We start from the raw sequence: 20670 nt of genomic DNA on the forward strand, positions 1-20670 counted from the left end.
AAGTTCGTGCACGCCCTGAACCGTCATCACCTCATCGGCTCGATGGGCCAAGTCGGTGCTGCCGGAGACAACGCCGCCATGGAGTCCTTCTTCGCGCTGCTACAGAAGAACGTTCTGGACCGTAAGCGTTGGCGGACCCGAGAAGAGCTCCGAATCGCAATCATCACCTGGATCGAAAGGACGTATCACCGACACCGCCGACAGGCCCGCCTGGGCCGATTGACCCCCGTCGAATACGAGGCCATCATGGGCCTTGACCCTTGATCGTGGACACGGTGTCGGTTCGGTTATGCCGCTTCCGTGAGGGTAGCTGACCTCGCGGCGTCGTAGGCGTTCTCGTAGCTATTTGGGCTCACCTGGCCGATCGTGGAGTGGCGTCGGCGGGTGTTGTAGCGGTTCGCCCATCGGAACACGGCCCGGTAGGCCGTGGCCTGATCTGGAAATGCGGCCCGGCCCTCGAGAAGCTCCCGCTTGAGCGCGGCGTTGAAACTCTCCGCGAGTGAGTTGTCGGCACTCGTGCCCACCGCACCCATGGACTGGACGACGGTGAGCTGCTCGCAGAGGGCCGCGTAGGCCTTCGAGGCGTAGACGCTGCCGTGGTCGCTGTGAAACACGGCGCCGGCGAGACTGCCGCGGTCGCGGGCCGCGGCGCGGAGTGCGTCCTCGACGAGTTCGGTGCGCATGTGGTCGGCGACCTGCCAGCCCGCGAGCTTGCGGGAGCCGAGGTCGATGCACGTCGCGAGATACAGGTTCGACCCGTCTGCGATCGGGAGGTAGGTGATATCGCCGACGTACCGGCGGTTCGGCTCCCCGATCGAGAAGTCCCGGCCGATCAGGTCGGGGAACTTCCTCCCGGACTGGTCCGGGATCGTGGTCTTCACCCGCCGTCGCAGCCGGATCCCCACCAGCTGGTGCTCACGCATCACGCGGGCGACGCGCTTGTGATTCACCCGCTCGGCGGCGGTGGTGACGCCGTCGTTGAGGTCGGCGGTGATCCGGGGTGCCCCGTAGGCGCGGTCGCCGCCCTGGGCGGGGTCCTGCAGCATCCTGATCCGTGCGGCGAGGGCTGTATCTTCGGCCGCTCTCGCCGCCCGTCCCGGAGCCGCCGCGAGCCAGGCGTAGAACGACGACCTCGCGATCTCGACGATCTCGCACAACCGCTTCACGCCGTAGGCGTCCTTGTGGTCCTCGACGAACTGGAAGCGGTTCACCAGTTCGTCTCCCCGGCGAAATACTTCGCCGCCTGACGGAGGATGTCCCGCTCCGTCTCGAGCTTCAGCTTCTCCGCCTTCGACGCCGCCAGTTCCGCCTCCAGCCGCACGATCCTCGCCGCCTGCGACTCCGACCGCCCCGACGTGGGCGGCGACATGGTGCCGGCGGTCGTCGTGCCCGAGCCGTGCTTTTCGACCCACTCCCGCAGCGCACCGCGGGAGATCCCGAGGTCCGCCGCGATGCCATTCAACGTCGCACCGGGCGTCGACTCGTACAAGTCCACCGCCCGCTGCCGGAACCCGTCCGTGTAGTTCTTCCTAGCCATCCCTTGGATTCTCGCTTCCCCATCATCGTGCTGGAATCAGCGTGTCCAAGATCAGGGGTCAAGCGCCCCCCGAGCCGCGACGGCGACAGATGGGCATCCTGTGCGAGTTCGGCCAAGGTCCACCGGTGAGCGAGATCAGCTCGCATCCGAATGACCGTGTCACGGATCTCTGTCCTGGTAGGGCCGAGGCCAGAGTGCTCTGTGGCCGTCATCGGGGCAACTCGCTTCGCTGTCCACAGCACGGGCATTTCAGGCTTGCTCGTTGGGTCGCGGTACGTCGATACGCGGATGGGCTGACCCCGACGATGGCGGTGAACTGTCGTGCGGCGTGGCCGCGGCTGCGCCACCCGACCTGTGTCATGGCGACACCGATCGGAAGATCAGTCTCTATCAGGAGCTCGGCCAGTATGTGGGCGCGAAGGTGAGCCAGGTACTGGATGGGAGGCATCCCGAAACGTTGGCTGAAGGCCCTGCCCAATTGTGACGTAGACAGGTGCACGAGGTCGGCAAGGTCACGAAGTCGCCAATCCCGTCCGGGGTCTTGAGCGAGGAGCCGTGCTGCATGGTGTACGGCTGTCTCAGTCGGGCACGCATGGCTGGGGGTGGTCTCGTCCGGGCAGACTCGCCACGAGGGGTCGATGCTCATCGCCGCCGCCTTCCTGAGGACGACTGCGTGCGGCGGGACGGTGGCGAGGAGCCCGTGGTCTTGAACAAGTCCACCCATGCCTCGACGGGCAGGTCCTTCGGCAGTCCGGCAGCGTTCACGCCCTGGCGTGTCAGCCACGCCTGTGCCGCCTGTGGCGAGCCGAGCGAGGTGTTGCGCGCGAGGATCTGGGCCAGCCCACGTCCGGGACCGGTGTAGACGCGGTGGACCAGGGCATGGAACTGGCGTCGCCCTGCCGGCGACAGCAGCGGATGTTCGCGACGGTGAATGGTGAGGATTCCGCCGTCGACTCCCGGACGCGGGGTGAACGCGCGAGCGGGAACACGACTGTGCAACGTGAAGGTGAACCAGGGCGCCCATTGCGCGGTCATCATCGTGGCACCGCCAACGCCCGCTCTGCGCCGCGCAACTTCCCATTGCACGAGCACAATGGCATCGGTCCATGCCGGGGCGTGCAGGATGCGTCGCAGCATTGCCGTGGTCTGGTGAAACGGCAGGTTGCCGACGAGCACATGCGCAGACGTGGGAAGCCGGTAGGTCAAGAAGTCATCGGCGACGACCTCCACGTGCGACGGGAGCCGTTGGGCCAAGCGTCGGGCGAGCCGGGTGTCGATCTCGACGGCTGTGACCGGTCGCCCGAGCTGGGCCAACGGCGAGGTGAGTGCTCCGTCACCGGGGCCGATCTCGATGATCGGGCCCTCGGTGGCGGACACGAGCCGGGTGATCGTGGTGACGGTGGATGGGTCAGTCAGGAAGTTCTGGCCGTGCTCATGACGGCCACCTTGATAGGTAGGCACTGTTTGCTCCGTGGTTGTTGCGGAGCCGGGCACGCTGAAAGAGCCGCCCGGCCGTGATCACCGGGGGCGGGAGCAACAACGCGTGGGAGTGTGCTCGCCGCCGTTAGCGGCTGCGCAGACGCAGCGCAGCAGTGCCGTAAACCAACATGCCAACCAGCGTAGGCGACCCCATCGCCACTCGGCGACCCAATAGCCCGTCCATGCGTCAAAGACGCGCAGATCCGTATCACCACCGGCCAGAACCAGCTCACAGTCTGTCCGTGCCCGACGAGGGGACTGATGCACCCATAGGTGACAGTCGTCTTCACGCCGCGTCTGCGGGCGTGTGGTCCATGATCAACTCGTACTCGACCGGCGTCAATCGGCCCAGGCGCACCTGCCGGCGGCGGCGGTGGTAGGCCCGCTCGATCCAGGTGATGATCCCGGCCCGCAGCTCGTCCCGGGTGTCCCAGTCGCGTCGGTCCAGCACGTTCTTCTGCAGCAACGCGAAGAAGGATTCCATGGCCGCGTTGTCCCCGGCAGCACCGACCTGGCCCATGGACCCGATCAGCCCGTGGGTGGTGAGGGCGTCCTGGAATAGGGCCGAGCGGAATTGCGAGCCGCGGTCCGAGTGGACGATGCACCCGGCCACCACGTCGGTGCCTCCGCGGCGGGCCACGGCCTGCTCGAGCGCGTTCACGGCCAACGAGGCCTGCATACGGCCGGCCATGGAGTACCCCACGATCCTGCCGGCGTAGAGATCCTTGATCGCGCAGAGGTAGAGCTTGCCCTCACCGGTGGGGTGTTCGGTGATGTCGGTCAACCACAGCCGGTTGGGCTCCTCGGCAGAGAAGTCCCGGCGGACGCGGTCATCGTGCACGGGTGGGCCTGGGCGGGTCCCGTTCTTGCCGCGCTTGGCCCCGAACGCGCAGTGCCACTGGTTCTCGTGGCAGAGCCGCCAGGCGGTACGGGCCGCCATCGGAGCGCCAGCATTCTCGGCCTCGTCGCGCAGCAGCCGGTACCCGAACTCGGGATCGTTCTGGTGGGCGTCGTGGAGGGCGTTGGCCCGGTGAGCGGCCTCCACCTCCGCGGTGGTGACAGGGTTCTGGAGCCAGCGGTAGTAGGGCTGGCGGGCGAGCTTGAGGACCCGCAAGGACACCGCGACCGGGATCTGGTCGGCGGCGAGCTCGGACACGAGCGGGTACATCATTTTTTCGGCAGGTTCGCCTGGGAGAGGTAGGCCGCGGCGCGGCGTAGGACTTCGTTCTCCTGCTCGAGGAGCCGGATCCTGCGGCGGGCTGCGCGGAGTTCTTCGGCCTCCGTGGCGGTGGTGCCGGGCTTGTTGCCGGCTTCGATCTCGGCTTGGCGCATCCAGTTCGTCAGACAGGAGAAGCTGATCCCGAAGTCCTTCGCGATCTGCTTCAAGTGGGTGCCGGGCTCACGGTTCTGGGCGACGCGGACGACGTCGTCGCGGAACTCTTGGGGGTAGGGGGCGGGCATGGTGCACATCCTTCCCTGCGGTGTGGTAACACCACAGATCGTATGTCACCTACACGTGCGTCAGTCCCTCGGATGTCGGAAGTGTTCACCGCGTGTCGTGTGAAATCTTCGCGGCATCTCGACAACGGCACTCCTGCGGTGCTGTCGAGATGCAGGGAAGATTTCCTAAACGCGCGAATATGTTTCATACGCCAGGGGACACCTGAAGGCTTGACGCCATGTAAGCTCGGGTGTTTTTGACGGACTCTCGGAACGGAACACAGAACCGGAGGTTCACTGAATGCTCGTCGTGCTCCGTGGCAACTCAGCTTCCGGCAAGACCACGGTCGCCCGTCTGCTCCAGGCGCGGTTGGCCGGTCCCGTCGCCGTGCTCAGCCAGGACCACTTCCGACGGGATGTGTACGCCGAGCGGGAGCAGGAGAGCCTCGCCCACGCCGACCTGCTCGAGGCGGCCGCTCGGCACTGCCTAGCCCGCGGCGACCACGTGATCCTGGACGGGATTTTCCATGCTGGCCGCTACGGGCCGATGCTCCACCGGGTCGCCGCTGCCAGCGACGACGCCCGCTTCTACGCCTTCGACCTCACCTTCGAGGAGACAGTCCGCCGCCACGCGACACGCCCCAAGGCCGGCGACTTCAGCGCCGAGGAGATGGCCGCCTGGTACCACGGCTGGCAGCCCCTCGACTTCGTGGCCGAGCACCGCATCACGGCTGCGGAGCCGCCGGAGGAGGTCGTGGAGCGCATCCTGCTCCACGCGTAGATTCCCTCGGTATGACCACGCAGCCGCAGAATCACATCGCCCCGCAACCGAACGTGGCGATCCGTCCGGCACGTCCTGACGACGGCCCGGCCCTGGCGGTCGTCATGGCGGCCCGTGGCGGCACACCGTCGGACCACGCTCCGGCCGCTCACTGGTTGCTCGACCGGGCCCCCGTCCTGGTCGTGGCCGAAATCGCCCTGCCCGAGGGGACAGAGGTCGTGGGCTGGTCTGGTGCCACCCGGACCCCTCTGCATCCTGGAGGCCCAGCGCAGTGGCTCACTGCCGGGCTCACCGTGGATCCCGCCTTTCGCCACCGAGGCATCGGTCACCGTCTGCTGCAGGCCGTGATCGAGGACGTTGGAGCACTCCACGGGGACGCCCTCCACAGCGTCGTGAATGCCCGCAATGCACCGTCGCTCGCGTTGCACCACTCGCTCGGCTTCACGACCCTGGAGACCGGTCCGCGCTTCGCCGGCATCGAGTTCGACGGCGGCGTCGGAATCCTCCTGACGCGGCCCACGGGCGTCTCTGCCCAACCGCGGCGGGTCCTTACACTCCGACCATGACCATCCATCTGCGTCCCGCCGTTCCCGCAGACGCCCCGACTCTCGCGGCGCTGGCCGTGTCGCAGCGCGAGCATCTGGCCCCGTGGGAGCCGGAACGTCAGGCCCGTTGGTTCACGGAAGCCGGCCAGCACGAGGCCCTTGAGCAGGCGGTGCGCGAGCACGCCGCGGGCCGTTCCTACGCCTTCGTCATCACCGACGACGCCGACGTGATCTGCGGGCGTCTCACCCTGGCCAGCGTGGTCCGCGGGGCCGGCCAGTTCTGCTCGATCGGCTACTGGGTCGCCCGCGAGGCGACGGGCCGCGGCGTGGCGACCGCCGCCGTCGGGCAGGCCCTGCAGATCGCCTTCGGCGAGCTCGGACTGCACCGCGTGCAGGCTGAGATCCTCCCCCACAACCACGCCTCCCGCCGCGTGCTGGAACACCACGGGTTCCAGCGGTACGGCCTGGCTCCGCAGTACCTGCGGATCGTCGGCCGCTGGCAGGACCACGAGCTCTGGCAGGTCCTCGCGCCGTCGGAGGGGCAGCGATGAGGGCTCAGCCGCGCGACGCCCAGGGAGCGCGCACTTCGAGCACGGGCGCCTATGCCGCCCGAGCCGCTGAGTACGCCGAGCTGCTGGGGACCATGGACGCCGCGTCCGAGGACGACAGGCTGCTGGTCGAGGCGTGGGCCCGGAGAACGGGCGGTGCTCTGGCGGATGTTGGCTGCGGCCCGGCCCACTGGACCGCGCACCTGGCCTCGCTGGGCCATGACGTAGCGGGCATCGAGCCGGTCGAAGAGTTCGTGACCCACGCACACCGAACCCACCCGGAGGTGCCTGTGGAGCTCGGTTCTTTCCAGACCCTGCCAGTGGCCGCCTTCGACGGGATCCTGGCCTGGTACTCCACGATCCACATGCCCCCACCCCAGGTGCCATCCCTGCTCGAGCAAGTGCACCGTTCGTTGCGTCCGGGCGGGTCGATGCTGCTGGGCTTCTTCGCGAGAGACGAGGTCGAACCCTTCGACCATGCCATCACTACCGCCTGGCACTGGCCGGTCGATACGCTCTCACGCCTGCTGACCACGGGAGGATTCACCGTCGTCGATCGCGGGACTCGTCAGGGTCGTGGCGTACGTCGCCATGGATGGATTGAGGCCAGTCGCGACTGATTCGTCCGTCACCGCTCGATGGCTCGTCGCGTCCTCCCCTGAACGGGCCACCGCAGGTGGTGCGTGATTGCGCTGGTCACTGTCGAGGGGACGTGTTTTGGGCCTCAGCCAGGAGGTAGGCGACGGCTGCGAGTGTGAGGTGGCGTATGTAGTTGGCCAGCTCCGGGGAGACGTCGGTTGGTTCGAGATGTCCATGGCCGTCGCCGCCAGTGTTCCTGGTGCTGGTGACTGCCTCCGCGGTCTTGATGACTTGTTGCCGCAGTGCTGCGACGGCCTTGTCATTGGTGCTGTCGATCTCACCGGGGATCGTCGACAGGCCGGCGGCACGCATGGCCTGGCCCACCACTCCTGGCATATCCCCCGCCCGGACTTCAGGGCTGTGCTCCTTCAGCAGGTGCTTCGCCGTTGCCTCCAGAAGATCTTTCGATGTTCCCAAAATGGCTCCAGGATCGAGAAGAGGATCGCGCAATCGGCTCTGTAGGCGATTCACGGTCTCCCTGCCACCTGCTTCGATGGCAGGACCAAGAGTGAGGGGTTCCAGGCGACCCTCATCGGTGAGGCGGGCTCCTGCCTGCGCGAGGGAGGCGCGCAACGCGCTGACCAACTCTTGGGTCTGCTCGTCGGTCGAGGAGAAGACCCCCTTGAACCGCATCTCCTCGATGATCTCTTTCACCAGGTTGACCACTGCCTGCTCACCGTGAGCATCTGCCTGGTCGAAGGCCCGGCGGAGGCGTTTGACCTTGTTGATGCTGGATCCCTGGCGGTCAGTCTCAGGCGAGTTGATGGCCAGCTTGCCGAAGATGGTGTCGAGGCCCCCGTGCGAGGGGGACCAGGTCTTCTCCATGAGTCGGCTCAGGTTCAGAGTGACGTCCGTGGCCCAGGGCGTTTTCATAGGGGTCATCCTGCACCCTTTGGTGGCATGGGCGTGCAGCGGTGCGCCCGTCACTGGCCGGTTCAGTTCGTGAACCCGTAAGCCGTGTCCATCGGGAGCGAGCGGTCGCGAAGGCCTGCAAGGACGATCCGTTCATAGGCCGGCACAAGATCGGGCAGGTCGGTGAGCGGGAACCACCTCAGATCGGAGGTCTTCTCCGGCTCGCAGATCCGCGGCTCCCCCATCCACTCTTTGCAGGTCCAGAACCAGTCCACACGCTGCTCACGCGTCAACCCGACGCCGTCCGTGCGCTGCATGACCGTGACCAGCTCGAGGCCAGCGGAGGCAATGTCCACGCCTAGCTCCTCCCGTGCTTCCCGGACCGCGGCATGCCGGGCCGTCTCCCCCGGCTCGACATGTCCAGCTGCACCCGCAACCCAGAACCCGTCCATGTACCCGGTGCTCTGGCGACGTTGCAGGAGCACCTCGGGCCCCCGAAGCAGGAGGACGTAGGACGCCGGCACGAGCGCGAAGGAATGGTCAGCCATATAACCCATCCTCGCGCTCTTCACCGGCAGGCTGCGCACAGTTGATGGACTCGCTCCTCTGGAAGCGCCAGCGAGCCGGGAGGGCGTCGCTCAGGGTGAGCGGCAAAGCCTTCACCCTGAGCGGCGTCCCGCAAAAAGTTCAGTGCGTGTCCTGTGAAATCTTCGCTGCATCTCAACAAACGCGTACCTCTGCTGAACACGAGAATGCGCACCTGAGCCCTGACTCCCTGCAGCCCGGGTCTCTTCGGCAGGCTCCCGGAACTGGAGACCCCCACATCATCGACGACCCCGCCATCCCGGCCCCGGTACCCCCTCCTGAAACCAAGCTTCGCCCCGCCAGCGCCGAGGACGCCGCCGACCTCGCCGCCGTCATGGCCGCCCGAGGCGGCGCACCGGCGACGGCGTCCTACTGTCCCGCCCGACGTGCCCCGAGAGTGCCCCCGCCTGCGCATAGAGTCATCGGATGGAACGCCCCGCGCCCACCGCCGAGATCTGCCCCGTCATGCCGGAAGACACGGACGCCGTCGTCGCTCTGTGGGAACGCGCCCTGCCCGAGTACGGCGACCCCACGCGGCCGCAGCGGGCGCCGCGACCGAGCATCCGCCGCAAGCTGGACTGGGGCGACGGCCTGTTCTGGCTCGCTGTGTCGGACGAGGAGGTCGTCGGCACGGTCATGGCCGGCTACGACGGCCACCGCGGCTGGATCTACTCGCTGGCCGTCCACCCCGACCATCGGCGAGGAGGCATCGGCACCGCCCTCGTGGCCCACGCGGAGCAGGAGCTGACCCGCCTCGGATGCCCGAAGGTCAACCTCCAGGTGCTGGAGACGAACGCCGACGGCGCCGAGTTCTGGGCGGCCACCGGGTACCAGCCGGACCCCGTGCTCAGCCTCGGGAAGCGACTCGGGGGATGACGACGCGGGAGCCGCGCAACGGTCGCGGGTCAGACGTCGGGGTGGACGAACGCGACCTCGTTCCACTTGCCGAACGCGACAGGGCCGTGGAGCCGACCCACCGATTGAGCAGTTCAGCGCGTGTCGTGTGAAGTCTTCATTGCCCCTCCCACCCGGACCCCCACTATGCCGGGACCAGGCACTTCGACGAGCGCATGGGGTTCCAACCGTTCGAGGAGACGACCTTGTGGGGCACTGACAACTCCTGCCTGTTCATGGTCTAGTCGATCAGCGACGACGCCGCCACGACGCAGAGAGGCTGAACTGGCGGTGTCCGATTGCCTGATGGGCTCACCGCGTGTCGAGTGAACTATCCCCGGCATCTCGACACCCTCCCTCGCCTACCCTGCCACCATGACCATCACCTTCACGCCCGCGGATCCGACCGGTAATGATCGCGCGGCGCTCATCGCCCTGCTCACGCAGAATGCCTGGCCGTTCCACATGCGGCCGCGCCCGACCGCGCACGACGTGGAGGACGCCATCGACGCTGGCGCCTGGAACGACGAGGACAACACCACGTTCTGGATCGACCACGCCGAGCACGGCCGCGTCGGCGTGGTGCGCTTGGAGGACCTCACGGACCCCACCCCCTTGTTCGACCTGCGCGTGGCCGAGCGGTTCCGCGGCCGCGGGCTCGGCGCGCAGATCCTCGCCGCGCTCACTCGACATGTGTTCGAGACGATGCCTGCGGTCGACCGGTTCGAAGGGCAGACCCGTGAGGACAACGTCCCCATGTTGCGCGCCTTCCGCCGGGCCGGCTGGGTCAAGGAGGCGCACTACCGCCGCGGCTGGCCGGTCGAGGGCGGCGAGCCGCTCGCGTCCGTGGCGTACGCGGTCCTGCGCCAGGACTGGGAGACCGGCACGACGACGCCGGTCCCCGCCGACGTCGATGTCCCGTCCCGGTGGAAGCGCGATGTGGGAGCCGAATCGAACGGCCACGTCCCCGATTGGCCGATGCGCACCGAGCGCCTCACGCTGCGCCCGCACCGGGAGGACGACCTCGGCTGGCTGCAGGAGATGTATGCCCAGCCCGAGGTGGCGCGTCACCTGCTGGACGAGCCGTGGGACGAGCCGACCGCCCGGCAGAAGCTGGTCAGACGAATCGAGTGGAACGACCTCGCCGGCCCGTCCGGGGCGGTGTCGCTCGTCGTCGAGCACGCCGGTGTCCCCGTGGGGGACGTGATGCTGTGGCTGACGAACCGCGAGCGGGGCGTCGCGGAGATCGGCTGGGCCCTGGATCCGCGGCACGCAGGCCAGGGCTTCGCGAGAGAGGCCGCGGCGGCGATGCTGGCTCTTGGCTTCGAGGTCCATGGTCTGCATCGGGTGGTGGCGCAGATGGACGCCCGCAACACCGCGTCCGCCCGGCTGGCAGAAGCCGTCGGCCTGCGTCGGGAGGCCCACCACCGGCAGGACTGGTGGAGCAAGGGCGAGTGGACGGACACGCTGGTCTACGCGATGCTCTCGAGCGACCGGGACTGAGGAGCCGCCAGGCGCTCATTCGCCTCCCTTCAGTGTCGAGGTGAGTATTCGGTCGTTTCTGGCGGGCGTCCCGGCTGGTATCGAAGCCTCGCTGGGGCGCTGCGCCGGGGTAACAGGGATGATGACCCCATGCACAACCCCGATGCCCCTGCGTACTACGGCGTTGACTTCGACCGGCAGATCCATGAGTTCATCGACCAGCATCGAGACATGCTTTCGGTGTGCCTGGACGGGCTCACCGAGGAGGAGGCGCGAGAGCGGCTCGTACCGTCCAAGACCACGCTCCTGGGCCTCGTGAAGCATGCGGCCTTCGTCGAGCGTGTCTGGTTTGCGGAGGCACCCACGGGGCGCAGTCGGGCCGTCCTCGGCATCGTGGCGACGCCCGACGAGTCCTTCGAGCTCTCCGACGATGACACCATCGACTCCGTGCTCGCGGACTTCGCCCGGGCATGCGAGGACTCTCGCTGCGCCGTCCAGGAGGCCGATGGTGATGTCACCTGGCGTGGGAATCGGCGAGGGCCGCTGGGCCTGCGGTGGATCCAGCTCCATGTGCTCAGGGAGCACGCTCAGCACTGTGGCCATGCAGACATCCTGCGGGAGCAGGTTCTCGCTCGCCGGTGAACCGCCTACGGACTCAGCCCGTAGGCGCCCCGCAGTGACCGCCCTGGGTGTGCAATCTTCGCTGCGCCGCGACAAACGCGCGAATATGCTGCACACCGAGTGGAGGACTTGTGCCCTTGACAGTGGGATGAGCGCACCTACGCTCTTATCCACCACCGCAACTAGGCAGCCTTGGACATGTAGCGCATCGTGAGCTCCATGGACTTTCACCGCCCCTCGCTCGCGGAACTTCGCGCAGCAGCTGCCCTGCCATCCCATACCGCTACCGGCCTATCGAACGATGTGATCCTCACCGAGATCGAAGCCGGTCGATTGAAACCCGAGTGGTCATGCATCGCCACCAGCGATGATGGCGACTTGATCGGACGGGCCATGTGGTGGGGGCGTGACAGCCAGGAACCCATTGCGCTGGACATCTGGGATGTCGCGCCTGGTGCCCCAGAGCCGACCCGGGTTCTCTCCGGACTTCTCACGCACGGCCGCGTCCTCGTGGAAGCGACGAATGGGCGAGCTCTGCTGCCCCACACCCTCCGGGTGCCGGTCGGGTGGAGAGACCGGCCAGAGGTCGCGGAAACCGTCCAGCTCAAGATGCAGGTCGCGAGCGCCAACGGACTGGGCCGCGCGAATGAGCGACTGCAGTTCCAATGGGATGAGGGCGGAATGGTGCCCCCCGGCCCAGCCCGGCTGCGGTTCACTCCGGCGAGCGACGAGGCGTTCACGCGGCTGTTCGCCGATGCCGCGGCGGGATCACTGGACGTGATGACGGCACGCGAGTTGGAGCAGACCACCGCCGCGGACCTGGCCCGTGACGAGGTCGCTTACTACCTCTCCTGCCCAGGAGAACGTTCGTGGTGGCGCGTCGCACAGACTCACGATGGCGAGATCGTCGGGCTGGCTATCCCCTCCGCCACCCCGACCAACCGAAACGTGGGGTACCTAGCCGTGCTACCACAGCACCGCGGCCACGGTCACGTGGACGAGATCCTCGCGTACATCACCCGATTCCATATCGGGGATGGAGCTCGACGAATTACCGCGACCACAGATGCGGTCAACACCCCGATGGCGGCGGCGTTCGACCGGGCCGGTTACAAGCTGGTCGAGGTGCGCATCGACCTGGAGCCGTCCCAGATGCACTGACCGGCGACGACGGCACCCGCCAGCGGGCGAGGACTATTCTTCGCAGACCCCGCTGATCGTCCGGTTCGGCGAAGAGTGCACCGCGTGTCCTGTGAAATGTTCGATGCCTCTCGACAGGTGCCGTCTCCGGCGCACTTCCCGCCCCCGTGTGGCCCATGCACATCGCCTTAGCACTGCTGCTCATCCCCCGAACGGAGCCGCCCCTGATCCAGGCCCAGAGGGGGTCTCTGGGGCGTGGATCAGGGGCGGCTCGCTGGCCTGGATCTGGCGGGCCTACCTCGAGGTTCCCGTGGATCTGTGGCCGGGCAGTGGCGGCAGACTCCCCTCCCCCTGGCCCTCGTGCGGCTTGGTTTCCGCCGGGCCCCTGGCTGCCTGCTCCCGGTCTGCTCGCCCGCGCACGGCTGCGCTCTGGCTCCCGTCTACCTTCGGTGCTCCTTGGATGCTCGCCGGTCGCTGGCGCTCGTATGGCACTGCTTCCCGCTGGGGAGCTCGCGTGAAGATGTCGCAGCCGCTGGTCTACGTGTCGTAGGGCCCGGCCGGGGGGCGTCTCAGAGGCCGCCGTGCGGGGTCATGTCGATCTGTTCAACAACCCGGTTCTGGGTGGTGTCCACGACGACGGTCATGGGGCGCTCGGTCCGCGGCGCGGTGACCCAGGGGTCCTCGCCGGTGGTCTCGGTAGCCACCATGAGCGCGACGTCGACGCGCTCGCCCTGAACGGTCTGCGCGCGCGCCTCGAGCACCTGCACCGACGTGCTGGCCTTGGCCTGTACGAAGCGGTGCTGGGCGTCGGATTCCCAATCCCGATCGACGTCGAGCGTCTTCAGCAGCTCAGGGCTCACCGTGGGCGCCAGCGCCTCCCGCCACTGCTGCCGGCTGGTCTGCCACGTGCGCGCGTTCATGGCCTGCGCAAACCGGCTGGCCACGTCCTCGGCACGCTTGCGGGCGTCGGGGTCCAGACCCTGCACGGCTCGCTCCTGGGCGGCCTTCTCCACCTCGATCTGGGAGCTGCGAGCCGCACTGACCGATGACGGGCTGACCTGGGCGTTTCCAGATTTCGACGGCACCGTGGAGGGGGTCGTTTCCCGATTCGTTTCCTGACTCGCAGCGCTGGCCGGGACGGTGCTGGCCGACGGCTGAGGCCAGGCCCCGGCCGTCGAGCTCGCGGTCGCCGCGGGGGTGGGGGGCGGCGCCTGCTCGCCGGGGGTGCCGGTGAGCAGCCACGCGCCGGCGCCTGCCGCGGCGAGAGCGCCGACCAGGAAGGGCCAGGCCCGCCCCGTGCGGGGCTGGGGGTCCTGGGGGTGACGGGTGGTGTCCGTGCGGCTCACTTCTTCTCCTGGATCACGTCGAAGTAGACGGTGTCGGTGCCGGTCTGGGTGACCGGGTGCTTGCGGGTGCCGGCGGACTCGTTGATCGCGGAGATCATCATGCCGTCGCCGACGTAGATGCCCACGTGCTCCCACCGCCCGCGGGTGGGGTCCCACTTCTGGGCGACGATGTCGCCGGGCTGCGGGGTCTCGGTGCGCTTGCCCACGGTCCACGGGGCCTGGCGTGGCATGTCGATCCCGTTGTCCTGGTAGACGCGCGAGATCAGCCCGGTGGCATCCCAGGATCGGAACTCCGCGGCACCGTAGGTGTAGGTGCCGCCGATGCCGGCTTCGGCGCGGGAGACGATCTTCGAGCGCGAGAAGTCGGCCGGGATCTCCAGGCGCTTGGTGTCCTCGTCCAGGGCGTGGTTTCCCTCGGGGGCGGTGCTGGAGGTGGCACTGGCTGCGGCCGCAGCCCCGCCGGCGCCCTGGCACATCATGGGGGTGGTGCCGGTGACCTGGCCCAGGATCTGGTTCGCCGCGTTCTCCCACTTGTTGTACTCGTCGGGGTGGCGCGAGTTCTGTACGGCCTGGGCAGCCGACCCGGGGGCCATGCCCTCCCAACCGGGGATGTCCAGCAGGCCCGGGGGCATGCCCTTGTTCGGGCCGGTTGGGCCGCCGAAGAACGCTCGTGCGGCGTACTCGGGGTTCATCAGCTCCGGCACGCTTCCCCAGCCGGCCACGGTGCGCTGCTGGAAGACGTTGACCGAGTCCTTGTTGGTGCCGGTCTTCTGGTGCGGGAAGTTCATGGACTCCGGCAGGGTCGGGTTCGCCATGTTCTGGAGCATGGTCTCCTGGAGCCCGGTCATCAGCGCCACCTGGATCCCCTTGTCCGAGATGTTGAGCTCGCGCGCCACCCCGATGATCAGGGCCGCGTTCTCCACCTGCTCCGGGGAGAGCGTCCACTCGCTGCCCTCGGGCAAGGTGATCCGCACCGGCCCGTTGACCTTGGGGGGCTGCCCGTCCGAGACGGCGGCGCCCGCGGGCGAGGATCCGCTGGCCAGCTTGGCCGAGGGAGCCGCACTTGAGGAGGCTGCCGCCGAGCTCGAGGACGCCGCCCCCGCGGCACCGCCGCCGGCCGGAGAGGTCAGCCGGGGCATCTGGCCCTTCTCCAGGATCAGGCCGCGCTCGGCCAGCCAGGTCTGCGGGTTGGACCGCTCGCCGTTGACGTAGAGCATCAGGTGCAGGTGCACACCCGTGGCCACGCCGGTCTCGCCGGCCCCTGCCAGGTGGTCCCCGGCCTTCACCTGCTGGCCGGGCTTGACCACGGTGGTGCCGTTGGCGATGTGGACATAGCGCCACTCGATCCCGTTGCCCGAGTCGATCTTGAGGATGTTGCCGCCCTCTTTACCCCCCATGTTGGTGCCGATGACCGTGCCGCCCATGACGGCGTTGATGGGGGTGCCCTCGGGGATGCCGCCGATGTCCACGCCACCGTGGAAAAGCAAGGGCGCCTCGCTCGTGTAGCCCGGGGGGATGTACCCGGGCCCGAAGGGGTTCGGGCGCGGCCCGTAGTCGGAGGTGACCCGGCCCATCAGCGGGATGGCCAGGGACCCGTCCGCGGCGGTCAGGCCCCCCACGACACAGGAGAGGGAGGACTGCTGCATCTTCAGCTTCTGCTGGGCGCCGCCGATCATCAGGATGATCAGCAGGATCAGCACCACCACGAAGGCGACGACGGCCACCACGGCGCCGGCCCCGATGACGACGGCGCGGCGCTTCATGCGTGCTGCCCCCGCGGGCCCTGGGCGGCCCGGAGGCGCTCGCGCATCCGCTGGGTGGCCTCCGTGCTGTCCGACCGCGGCCGCCGCGGGGGCTGCTGGGGGCCCTGGCTCGAATCCACGACGGTGCCCTCCACGACCTCGGGCCGGCGGGGGGTCACGGTGGCCTTGCCGTCGCTGCCCACCGTGATCCGGGACTGGCGAGGCACCCGCTGGGGCTTGCCGGGGCCGGTGAGCTCCTTGCGGTTCTGGCGCTCGATGGACCAGGCCGCGCCCTGGGCAACGATGTTGACCGCCCCACCGATCGGACCACCGAGGGCAGCCGCCCCCACACCGACGGCACGCACCAGCGGAGCCGGGGGCAGCTGCCCGCCCGGACGGCGCCGGCGCGCGGGCCCGCTGCCGCCGTCGGCCCGCGCCGGGCGGCTAAAGATCTGGGGGCCGCGGGGATCCGGCCGGCGCGGTCCTCTGCTGGGCGTATCGGAGCCGCCCGAGGGGCCGGCGCCGCCGCCGGTCGGCCGGGAGCGCGCAGGCCCGTCCTGGCCGCCGCCCTTGGCCAGGCCGAGGCGGCCGAACTTGTAGCCGCCCAGGGCCGTGCCGGCCGTGCCCACCAGCGACTTCGTCGGCACGCTGGACTTCTTCTCCTGGCCGGCGCCCAAGCGCGAGAGCCAGCGGGCGGTCTGGTCGCCCTTCTTCATGATCCCGTGACGCACGTGCAGCACCAGCCAGATCAGCGCGATCAGCATGAGCACCAGCAACAGCATCTGGAGGGTCACACCGAGGGCTGCGGTGGCCAGCAACATGTTGGCCACCAGGCGCAGGGACACGGCCACGAGCACGATCGCGGCCACGATGACCACGCCGCAGGCGATCACGCCGACGAACGCGCCGAAGAACTCCTTGCGGGAGGTGCCCGGCAGGATCGAGATCATCACGGCCAGCACCTGGTAGACCCCGTAGAACAGGGCGGTGAGCACGGCCAGGAACAGCACCACCGCCATGGTGGCCACGAGCACGGCGAAGGCTGCCGAGCCCAGGTTGGTCATGAGCATGGGGGCGACCTTGATGAAGGAGGTCGACTCGGACCAGCTCTTGGCCGACTCGCTGCACCCCTTGACCGGGTCCATCACCGACTTGGACTCCACGTCCATGGGGTCCGCGGCCTTCATCGTCTCGGTGAAGGTGCTGGCGCAGCTGCCCTCGAGCAACTGGCCGAAGGCGACGGCCTGGGAGGGGCCGCGCAGCATCGCGTCCGTCAGGTCGGCCATCACGGACTGGCCCAGGGCCGAGGAGGCGTCCGCGCCGCCGTCCATCGCGCCCTTGCCGCCGGTGGCCTCCACGGCGATCTGCGCCGCGGTCTGCTGGGAGGTCTGGAGGACGCCGTCCGGGCCGGTGATGTAGGCGACCGGGTTCAGCGCGATGTTCGTGGCGACCACGACCATCATCACGGAGACGAACATCTCCCCCCAGGCCGCGCCGCGCTTGCGCATGAAGAACAGCAGGCCGATGGTCGTGCCGGAGATCATCGCCGCCAGCGGGATCCAGTGGATCTGGGAGATCAGCTGCCCGAAGTTCTGGCCGAGGACCTCCATCGGGCCGGAGAACCATGAGACCCACTGGAAGCTGAGCAGGGTGTGCAGCAGCCACATGCACGTGGTCACGCACATGTAGTGCAGGCCCCAGAAGAGGTCGAGCACGGAGACCAGCGCGTCGCGGGCGGGGTTGATGTCAATGCCGCCGGCGCCGTGGTCCAGGGGCAGTGCCTCGTACTTGGAGATGGGCACACCGGAGGAGTCGGTGACCTGCTGGGACCACTCCTCCAGGCCCATCACCCCCGACTGCGCCGGGGCTGCCGGGGCCGCAGAGGCGGCCGGGGCGGCCCAGAGCATGGTCAGCAGCACGGCAGCGCTGACGCCAGCTCGTCGCATCCATCCGCGTGCGCTCATGCGTGCACCAGCTCCTTGGCGGTCTCGGTGGAGGCTCCGCGCTTGGGCGGGGAGCTCATCACGGCCTTGAAGCGGGCCGGCGAGAGCGGAGGAAGCACCTTGATCTTGGCGACGTTTCCGTAGGCGTCACGCATCAGCGCCTCACCGCGGCGCTCGGGGGCCACCTCCTCGTTGTCGTCCAGGGGGAGAGCCCGGAGGTGACCAGCTCGACCCACTCGTCCTGCCCCATGTCGGCCATCCAGTCGAGGTTGCGCTGGGCCATCTTGGAGTCGCGGGAACGGCAGACGATGCGCACGGGGATCAGCGCCTGGAGCTGCTGGGATCCGAAGTCCGTTGACGCGTCATGCGAGCCCAACGCCACGGCGGCCTTGTGCTTGCGGCCGTAGCGGACCACGTTGGACAGCTCCAGCTCGGTCTCCGGGGAGCCGGTGGCGTGGTGGGCCTCGTCGACGATCATCAGCGACTCGATGGAGTCGTCGGCGTAGAGCACGACGCGGCTGATGGCCACGATCAGGGCATAGAGGGCGCGGCCGATGACCTTCTCCACCGGCAGCTCCGCCTTCAGCGCGGCGGACTCCAGCTCTTGGCGTCGGGGCAGCTCCACGCCGCGGGTGCAGAAGGTGAGGAAGCGCGAGGACAGGTCCAGGGTCGGCAGGGACTCGTCGAAGAGCAGGGGCCCGAACTCGGTGGACTGCACGTTCTGGAGGCCGAACGCGATCGCGCGGGTCTGTTCCGGCTCCTCCCCCGCCAAGCCCTGGCCGGAGAGCAGGTGGGCGACCAGGGACCCCATGGAGGTGATCTGGTGCTCCTGCGCGTAGTCGGGGTGCAGCAGCTGGCCGAGCAGCCGGCCCTCGGCGGAGTTCGAGCCGAAGCCCAGCAGCACGGAGACCAGGGAGCGGGTTACGCGCGCGGCGACCTTGCCCGGGAACAGGCGCAGGGGGTCGATCGACCAGCGGGTGTCGCCGAGCTCGACGACGGTGGGCTGGGAGCCTTCGCGCTCGGTGAGCAGTCGACCCAGGGCCGCCCACTCGGTGTTGTCGGAGCGGTCGATGGCCACGATCTGGCCTCCGCGGTCGAAGACGTTGCCGGCCACGATCTTCAGCAGGGTGGACTTGCCGGAGCCGTTCTCGCCGGTGACGGCGAACGAGCCGGACATGTCGGCCTCCATGAGGCCGCCGATGTTCATGAACACCGGGCTGCGGCGCGAGGAGGAGATGTTCGTGCCCAGCCGGAATCCGGTGCGGGTGCCCAGCGCGTCGGTCACCATGGGCACGCCGAAGGCCAGGTGCCGGCCGGTGACCAGCAGCTCGAGCTTCTTCACCACGGAGGAGGCCGGCGTGCCTGGCAGGCACGCCCACCACAGCGACTCCTGGTAGCCCAGGGGCGTGATCACCTTGAAGTCGCGGGCCGAGTAGGCCGCCTGGATCATCTGGGCCTGGTCCTGGGCCTGTTCGGGGGTCTCGGCGCCGACGATGAACATCACCGCGACGTCGACGGAGACCTCGGCCTCCGAGGAGTTCAGTGCGGCGTGGTAGGCCTTGAGGTCCTCGGCGATCGCGTCCAGGCGGGTTGATCCGCCGGTGATCGCGTGGGAGTCGCCCTCCTGCTGGTTGTACTCCTCGTTGAGCTTCTCCTCGGCACGCTTGTTCCGTGCGGCGGCGCGCTTGGCCGGCAGCACGTTCATGCGCATGATCCAGTCCGCGTTGACGCTGAGGGAGTCGATGTAGGAGACGTACTCGTCGTCGGGGAAGGTGAAGCCCTCGCGGGGGCCGGCGGTCAGGGCCATCACCACCTGGTACGAGGCCTGTCCTGCGGTGGTCTCGGAGGCGATCTTCACGTACCGGCGGCCGAAGGGGTTCAGCCGTTCCTTGGCGCTGACGTCGGACTGGCCGCCCTCGTCCACGAGCGGCTCGGGAATGCTCGCCCCGGAGGTGAACGCCTGCACGTCCTCTCCGCCAGCGGGCGCGGTGGGATCCGATCCCAGGCCCCGGCTCTGGGAGTGCGCGTAGATCCAGGCGACCTCGGCCGGAGAGGAGGGGACAGCCTTGAAGGCGGCGGGGATGGCCCGGCCGATGTGCTCGGCCGTGCGCCCCAGAGCCTGGATCTCCGCCTCCGTGGGTCGCCAGGTGGGCAGGGCCAGCTGCTCGCGCAGCTTGCCGTCGACGGAGCGGATCAGGGTCTGGAGGCGGTCGGTGATCGACTTGGACGGCAGCGGCACGGCCAGCCAGTAGGCTCGCTCGCCCACGGGGATCGTCTCGAGCTCGTCCAAAGAGAGCTCGACCTCCTCGAGGTAGTTGGGGCACTGCTCCAGGTCGACACCGTCGAGCATGCGCTCGACGACGGCGGCGGGGTCGAGCTCGGCGCACAGGCCCATGAGCATGGCCTCCCCGCGCAGGCCCTGGAAGAGGGCCTGGTGGGCGAGCATGGCCCGCTCCTTGTGCTCGCCCTTGCCGAAGCCGTAGGGCAGCCCGTGCACGCGCCACATCGCCCACACCGTGCCCGTGGAGGTCCACATGAGGTTCTCGCGCAGGTACAGGAGGGAGTTCTTCATCGCTGGGTGTCCTTGTTCTCGGTCGTGCTCTGCTGGAGGAGGCGTGCCACGGAGGAGGTGCCCATCGGCCGGTACGTCGGCGCGGGCTCGCCCTGCGGTTCGTCGGTGGCCATCGCGCGGGTGGGAGCGGTGGGACTGGAGGGCTTCTCGGGCATCCCTACGGGAGCCTTCTTGGGGGCGAACGTCTCGCCGCGGTAGTGCCCTTGCGGGGGCTTGGACCAGGCCAGGAAGGCTCCGGTGATGACCAGGCCCAGCTCGTGGAGGTTGTCCGGGGCGAAGCGCAGCAGCCAGGTGACCGCCAAGCCAGCGGCCAGGGCGCCGGCGAAATCGAACAGGTCGAAGCCGGTGGACCAGGACCCCCGGACGGCCCACAGCAGCGCCACTGTGATCGCCCCGCCCACGCCCTGCACGAGCGTGTAGGGGCCCCCGGGCACGCGGGTGCCGTCGGGCAGCCGGTAGAGCGTGGTGGGGATGCGGCGGATGCTGCTGTAGAACCGTCCGGTCTCGGTCATGGCTTACTCCTG

General features: G+C 68.6%; 21 protein-coding genes. 9 read left to right on the top strand and 12 right to left on the bottom strand.

Features of this window, described 5'->3' with window-relative positions:
• The coding region (locus POD19_RS12265; RefSeq protein WP_340309520.1) for an IS3 family transposase at positions 1-264 on the top strand (264 nt) is incomplete at its 5' end.
• A gap of 23 nt (positions 265-287) precedes the next feature.
• Here the strand turns inward: POD19_RS12265 and POD19_RS12270 are convergent.
• The 4 genes from POD19_RS12270 to POD19_RS12280 all read right to left on the bottom strand — a co-directional run bounded on the left by POD19_RS12270 (position 288) and on the right by POD19_RS12280 (position 4477).
• A protein-coding gene (locus tag POD19_RS12270; RefSeq protein WP_152634145.1) for an IS3 family transposase occupies positions 288-1537 on the bottom strand; the annotation gives its coding sequence in 2 pieces (ribosomal slippage) (positions 288-1228 and positions 1228-1537; 1251 coding nt in all).
• 208 nt (positions 1538-1745) lie between these two features.
• A complete protein-coding gene (locus POD19_RS13085) occupies positions 1746-2261 on the bottom strand; it encodes a helix-turn-helix transcriptional regulator (protein ID WP_080695892.1) in 516 nt (171 codons plus the stop codon).
• Positions 2180-2998, bottom strand: a complete 819-nt coding sequence (erm, locus tag POD19_RS12275; RefSeq protein WP_031943903.1) for a 23S ribosomal RNA methyltransferase Erm — start codon at positions 2996-2998, stop codon at positions 2180-2182. The genes POD19_RS13085 and erm overlap by 82 nt, the downstream gene beginning before the upstream one ends.
• 304 nt (positions 2999-3302) lie before the next feature.
• Positions 3303-4477, bottom strand: a protein-coding gene (locus tag POD19_RS12280) for an IS3 family transposase (RefSeq protein ID WP_152634144.1) whose coding sequence is annotated in 2 segments (ribosomal slippage) — positions 3303-4190 and positions 4193-4477 — 1173 coding nt in all. Because the reading frame shifts where the segments join, the coding sequence is not laid out codon by codon here.
• Positions 4478-4757: 280 nt separating this feature from the next.
• On the opposite strand from POD19_RS12280, the gene POD19_RS12285 reads away from it, so the two are divergent.
• The 4 genes from POD19_RS12285 to POD19_RS12300 all read left to right on the top strand — a co-directional run bounded on the left by POD19_RS12285 (position 4758) and on the right by POD19_RS12300 (position 6950).
• Entirely contained in the window at positions 4758-5237 is a 480-nt protein-coding gene (locus POD19_RS12285; RefSeq protein WP_158497160.1) for an AAA family ATPase, read from the top strand.
• Positions 5238-5248: 11 nt separating this feature from the next.
• Entirely contained in the window at positions 5249-5803 is a 555-nt protein-coding gene (locus tag POD19_RS12290) for a GNAT family N-acetyltransferase (protein ID WP_161787882.1), read from the top strand.
• Positions 5800-6333 carry a GNAT family N-acetyltransferase gene (locus POD19_RS12295; RefSeq protein WP_161787883.1) on the top strand — a complete coding sequence of 178 codons (534 nt, stop codon included), beginning with the start codon at positions 5800-5802 and terminating at the stop codon, positions 6331-6333. The genes POD19_RS12290 and POD19_RS12295 overlap by 4 nt, the downstream gene beginning before the upstream one ends.
• Positions 6334-6425: 92 nt before the next feature.
• Positions 6426-6950 carry a class I SAM-dependent methyltransferase gene (locus tag POD19_RS12300; protein WP_258183751.1) on the top strand — a complete coding sequence of 175 codons (525 nt, stop codon included), beginning with the start codon at positions 6426-6428 and terminating at the stop codon, positions 6948-6950.
• A gap of 76 nt (positions 6951-7026) precedes the next feature.
• On the opposite strand, the gene POD19_RS12305 is transcribed toward POD19_RS12300, so the two are convergent.
• Together POD19_RS12305 and POD19_RS12310 are read right to left on the bottom strand one after the other, a co-directional pair.
• A complete protein-coding gene (locus POD19_RS12305) occupies positions 7027-7842 on the bottom strand; it encodes an abortive infection family protein (RefSeq protein ID WP_340309521.1) in 816 nt (271 codons plus the stop codon).
• A 62-nt stretch (positions 7843-7904) separates the two neighbouring features.
• Complete coding sequence (locus POD19_RS12310) at positions 7905-8369, bottom strand: NUDIX hydrolase (RefSeq protein WP_161787886.1); 465 nt, start codon at positions 8367-8369, stop codon at positions 7905-7907.
• 463 nt (positions 8370-8832) lie between these two features.
• Here POD19_RS12310 and POD19_RS12315 point away from each other — a divergent pair, with 463 nt between their 5' ends.
• From POD19_RS12315 to POD19_RS12330, 4 genes are all read left to right on the top strand, one after another.
• The gene (locus tag POD19_RS12315; RefSeq protein ID WP_161787887.1) at positions 8833-9282 is read left to right on the top strand and encodes a GNAT family acetyltransferase; all 450 of its coding nucleotides are present in this window, start codon (positions 8833-8835) and stop codon (positions 9280-9282) included.
• 393 nt (positions 9283-9675) lie between these two features.
• Positions 9676-10803: a GNAT family N-acetyltransferase gene (locus POD19_RS12320; RefSeq protein WP_161787888.1), complete on the top strand. Its 1128-nt coding sequence runs from the start codon at positions 9676-9678 to the stop codon at positions 10801-10803.
• Positions 10804-10932: 129 nt separating this feature from the next.
• On the top strand, positions 10933-11424 hold the full coding sequence (locus POD19_RS12325; protein ID WP_161787889.1) for a DinB family protein: 492 nt from the start codon (positions 10933-10935) through the stop codon (positions 11422-11424).
• Between the two features lie 198 nt (positions 11425-11622).
• Positions 11623-12564 carry a GNAT family N-acetyltransferase gene (locus POD19_RS12330; RefSeq protein WP_161787890.1) on the top strand — a complete coding sequence of 314 codons (942 nt, stop codon included), beginning with the start codon at positions 11623-11625 and terminating at the stop codon, positions 12562-12564.
• Between the two features lie 548 nt (positions 12565-13112).
• On the opposite strand, the gene POD19_RS12335 is transcribed toward POD19_RS12330, so the two are convergent.
• The 6 genes from POD19_RS12335 to POD19_RS12360 all read right to left on the bottom strand — a co-directional run bounded on the left by POD19_RS12335 (position 13113) and on the right by POD19_RS12360 (position 20658).
• Entirely contained in the window at positions 13113-13529 is a 417-nt protein-coding gene (locus POD19_RS12335; RefSeq protein WP_161787891.1) for a hypothetical protein, read from the bottom strand.
• Between the two features lie 356 nt (positions 13530-13885).
• Positions 13886-15652, bottom strand: coding sequence for a peptidoglycan DD-metalloendopeptidase family protein (locus POD19_RS12340; RefSeq protein WP_340309522.1), 1767 nt, complete (start codon positions 15650-15652; stop codon positions 13886-13888).
• Complete coding sequence (locus POD19_RS12345) at positions 15649-17595, bottom strand: hypothetical protein (protein WP_161787893.1); 1947 nt, start codon at positions 17593-17595, stop codon at positions 15649-15651. The genes POD19_RS12340 and POD19_RS12345 overlap by 4 nt, the downstream gene beginning before the upstream one ends.
• Entirely contained in the window at positions 17592-17729 is a 138-nt protein-coding gene (locus tag POD19_RS12350) for a hypothetical protein (RefSeq protein ID WP_250162142.1), read from the bottom strand. The genes POD19_RS12345 and POD19_RS12350 overlap by 4 nt, the downstream gene beginning before the upstream one ends.
• Positions 17729-20146, bottom strand: a complete 2418-nt coding sequence (locus tag POD19_RS12355; RefSeq protein ID WP_340309523.1) for an ATP-binding protein — start codon at positions 20144-20146, stop codon at positions 17729-17731. The genes POD19_RS12350 and POD19_RS12355 overlap by 1 nt, the downstream gene beginning before the upstream one ends.
• A complete protein-coding gene (locus tag POD19_RS12360; protein ID WP_340309524.1) occupies positions 20143-20658 on the bottom strand; it encodes a hypothetical protein in 516 nt (171 codons plus the stop codon). Before POD19_RS12360 ends, POD19_RS12355 begins: the two co-directional genes overlap by 4 nt.
• Positions 20659-20670 lie beyond the last annotated feature (12 nt).

Origin of the sequence: Micrococcus sp. GPGPB33 (genome assembly GCF_037853785.1) — a bacterium.
Lineage (GTDB): Bacteria > Actinomycetota > Actinomycetes > Actinomycetales > Micrococcaceae > Micrococcus > Micrococcus luteus.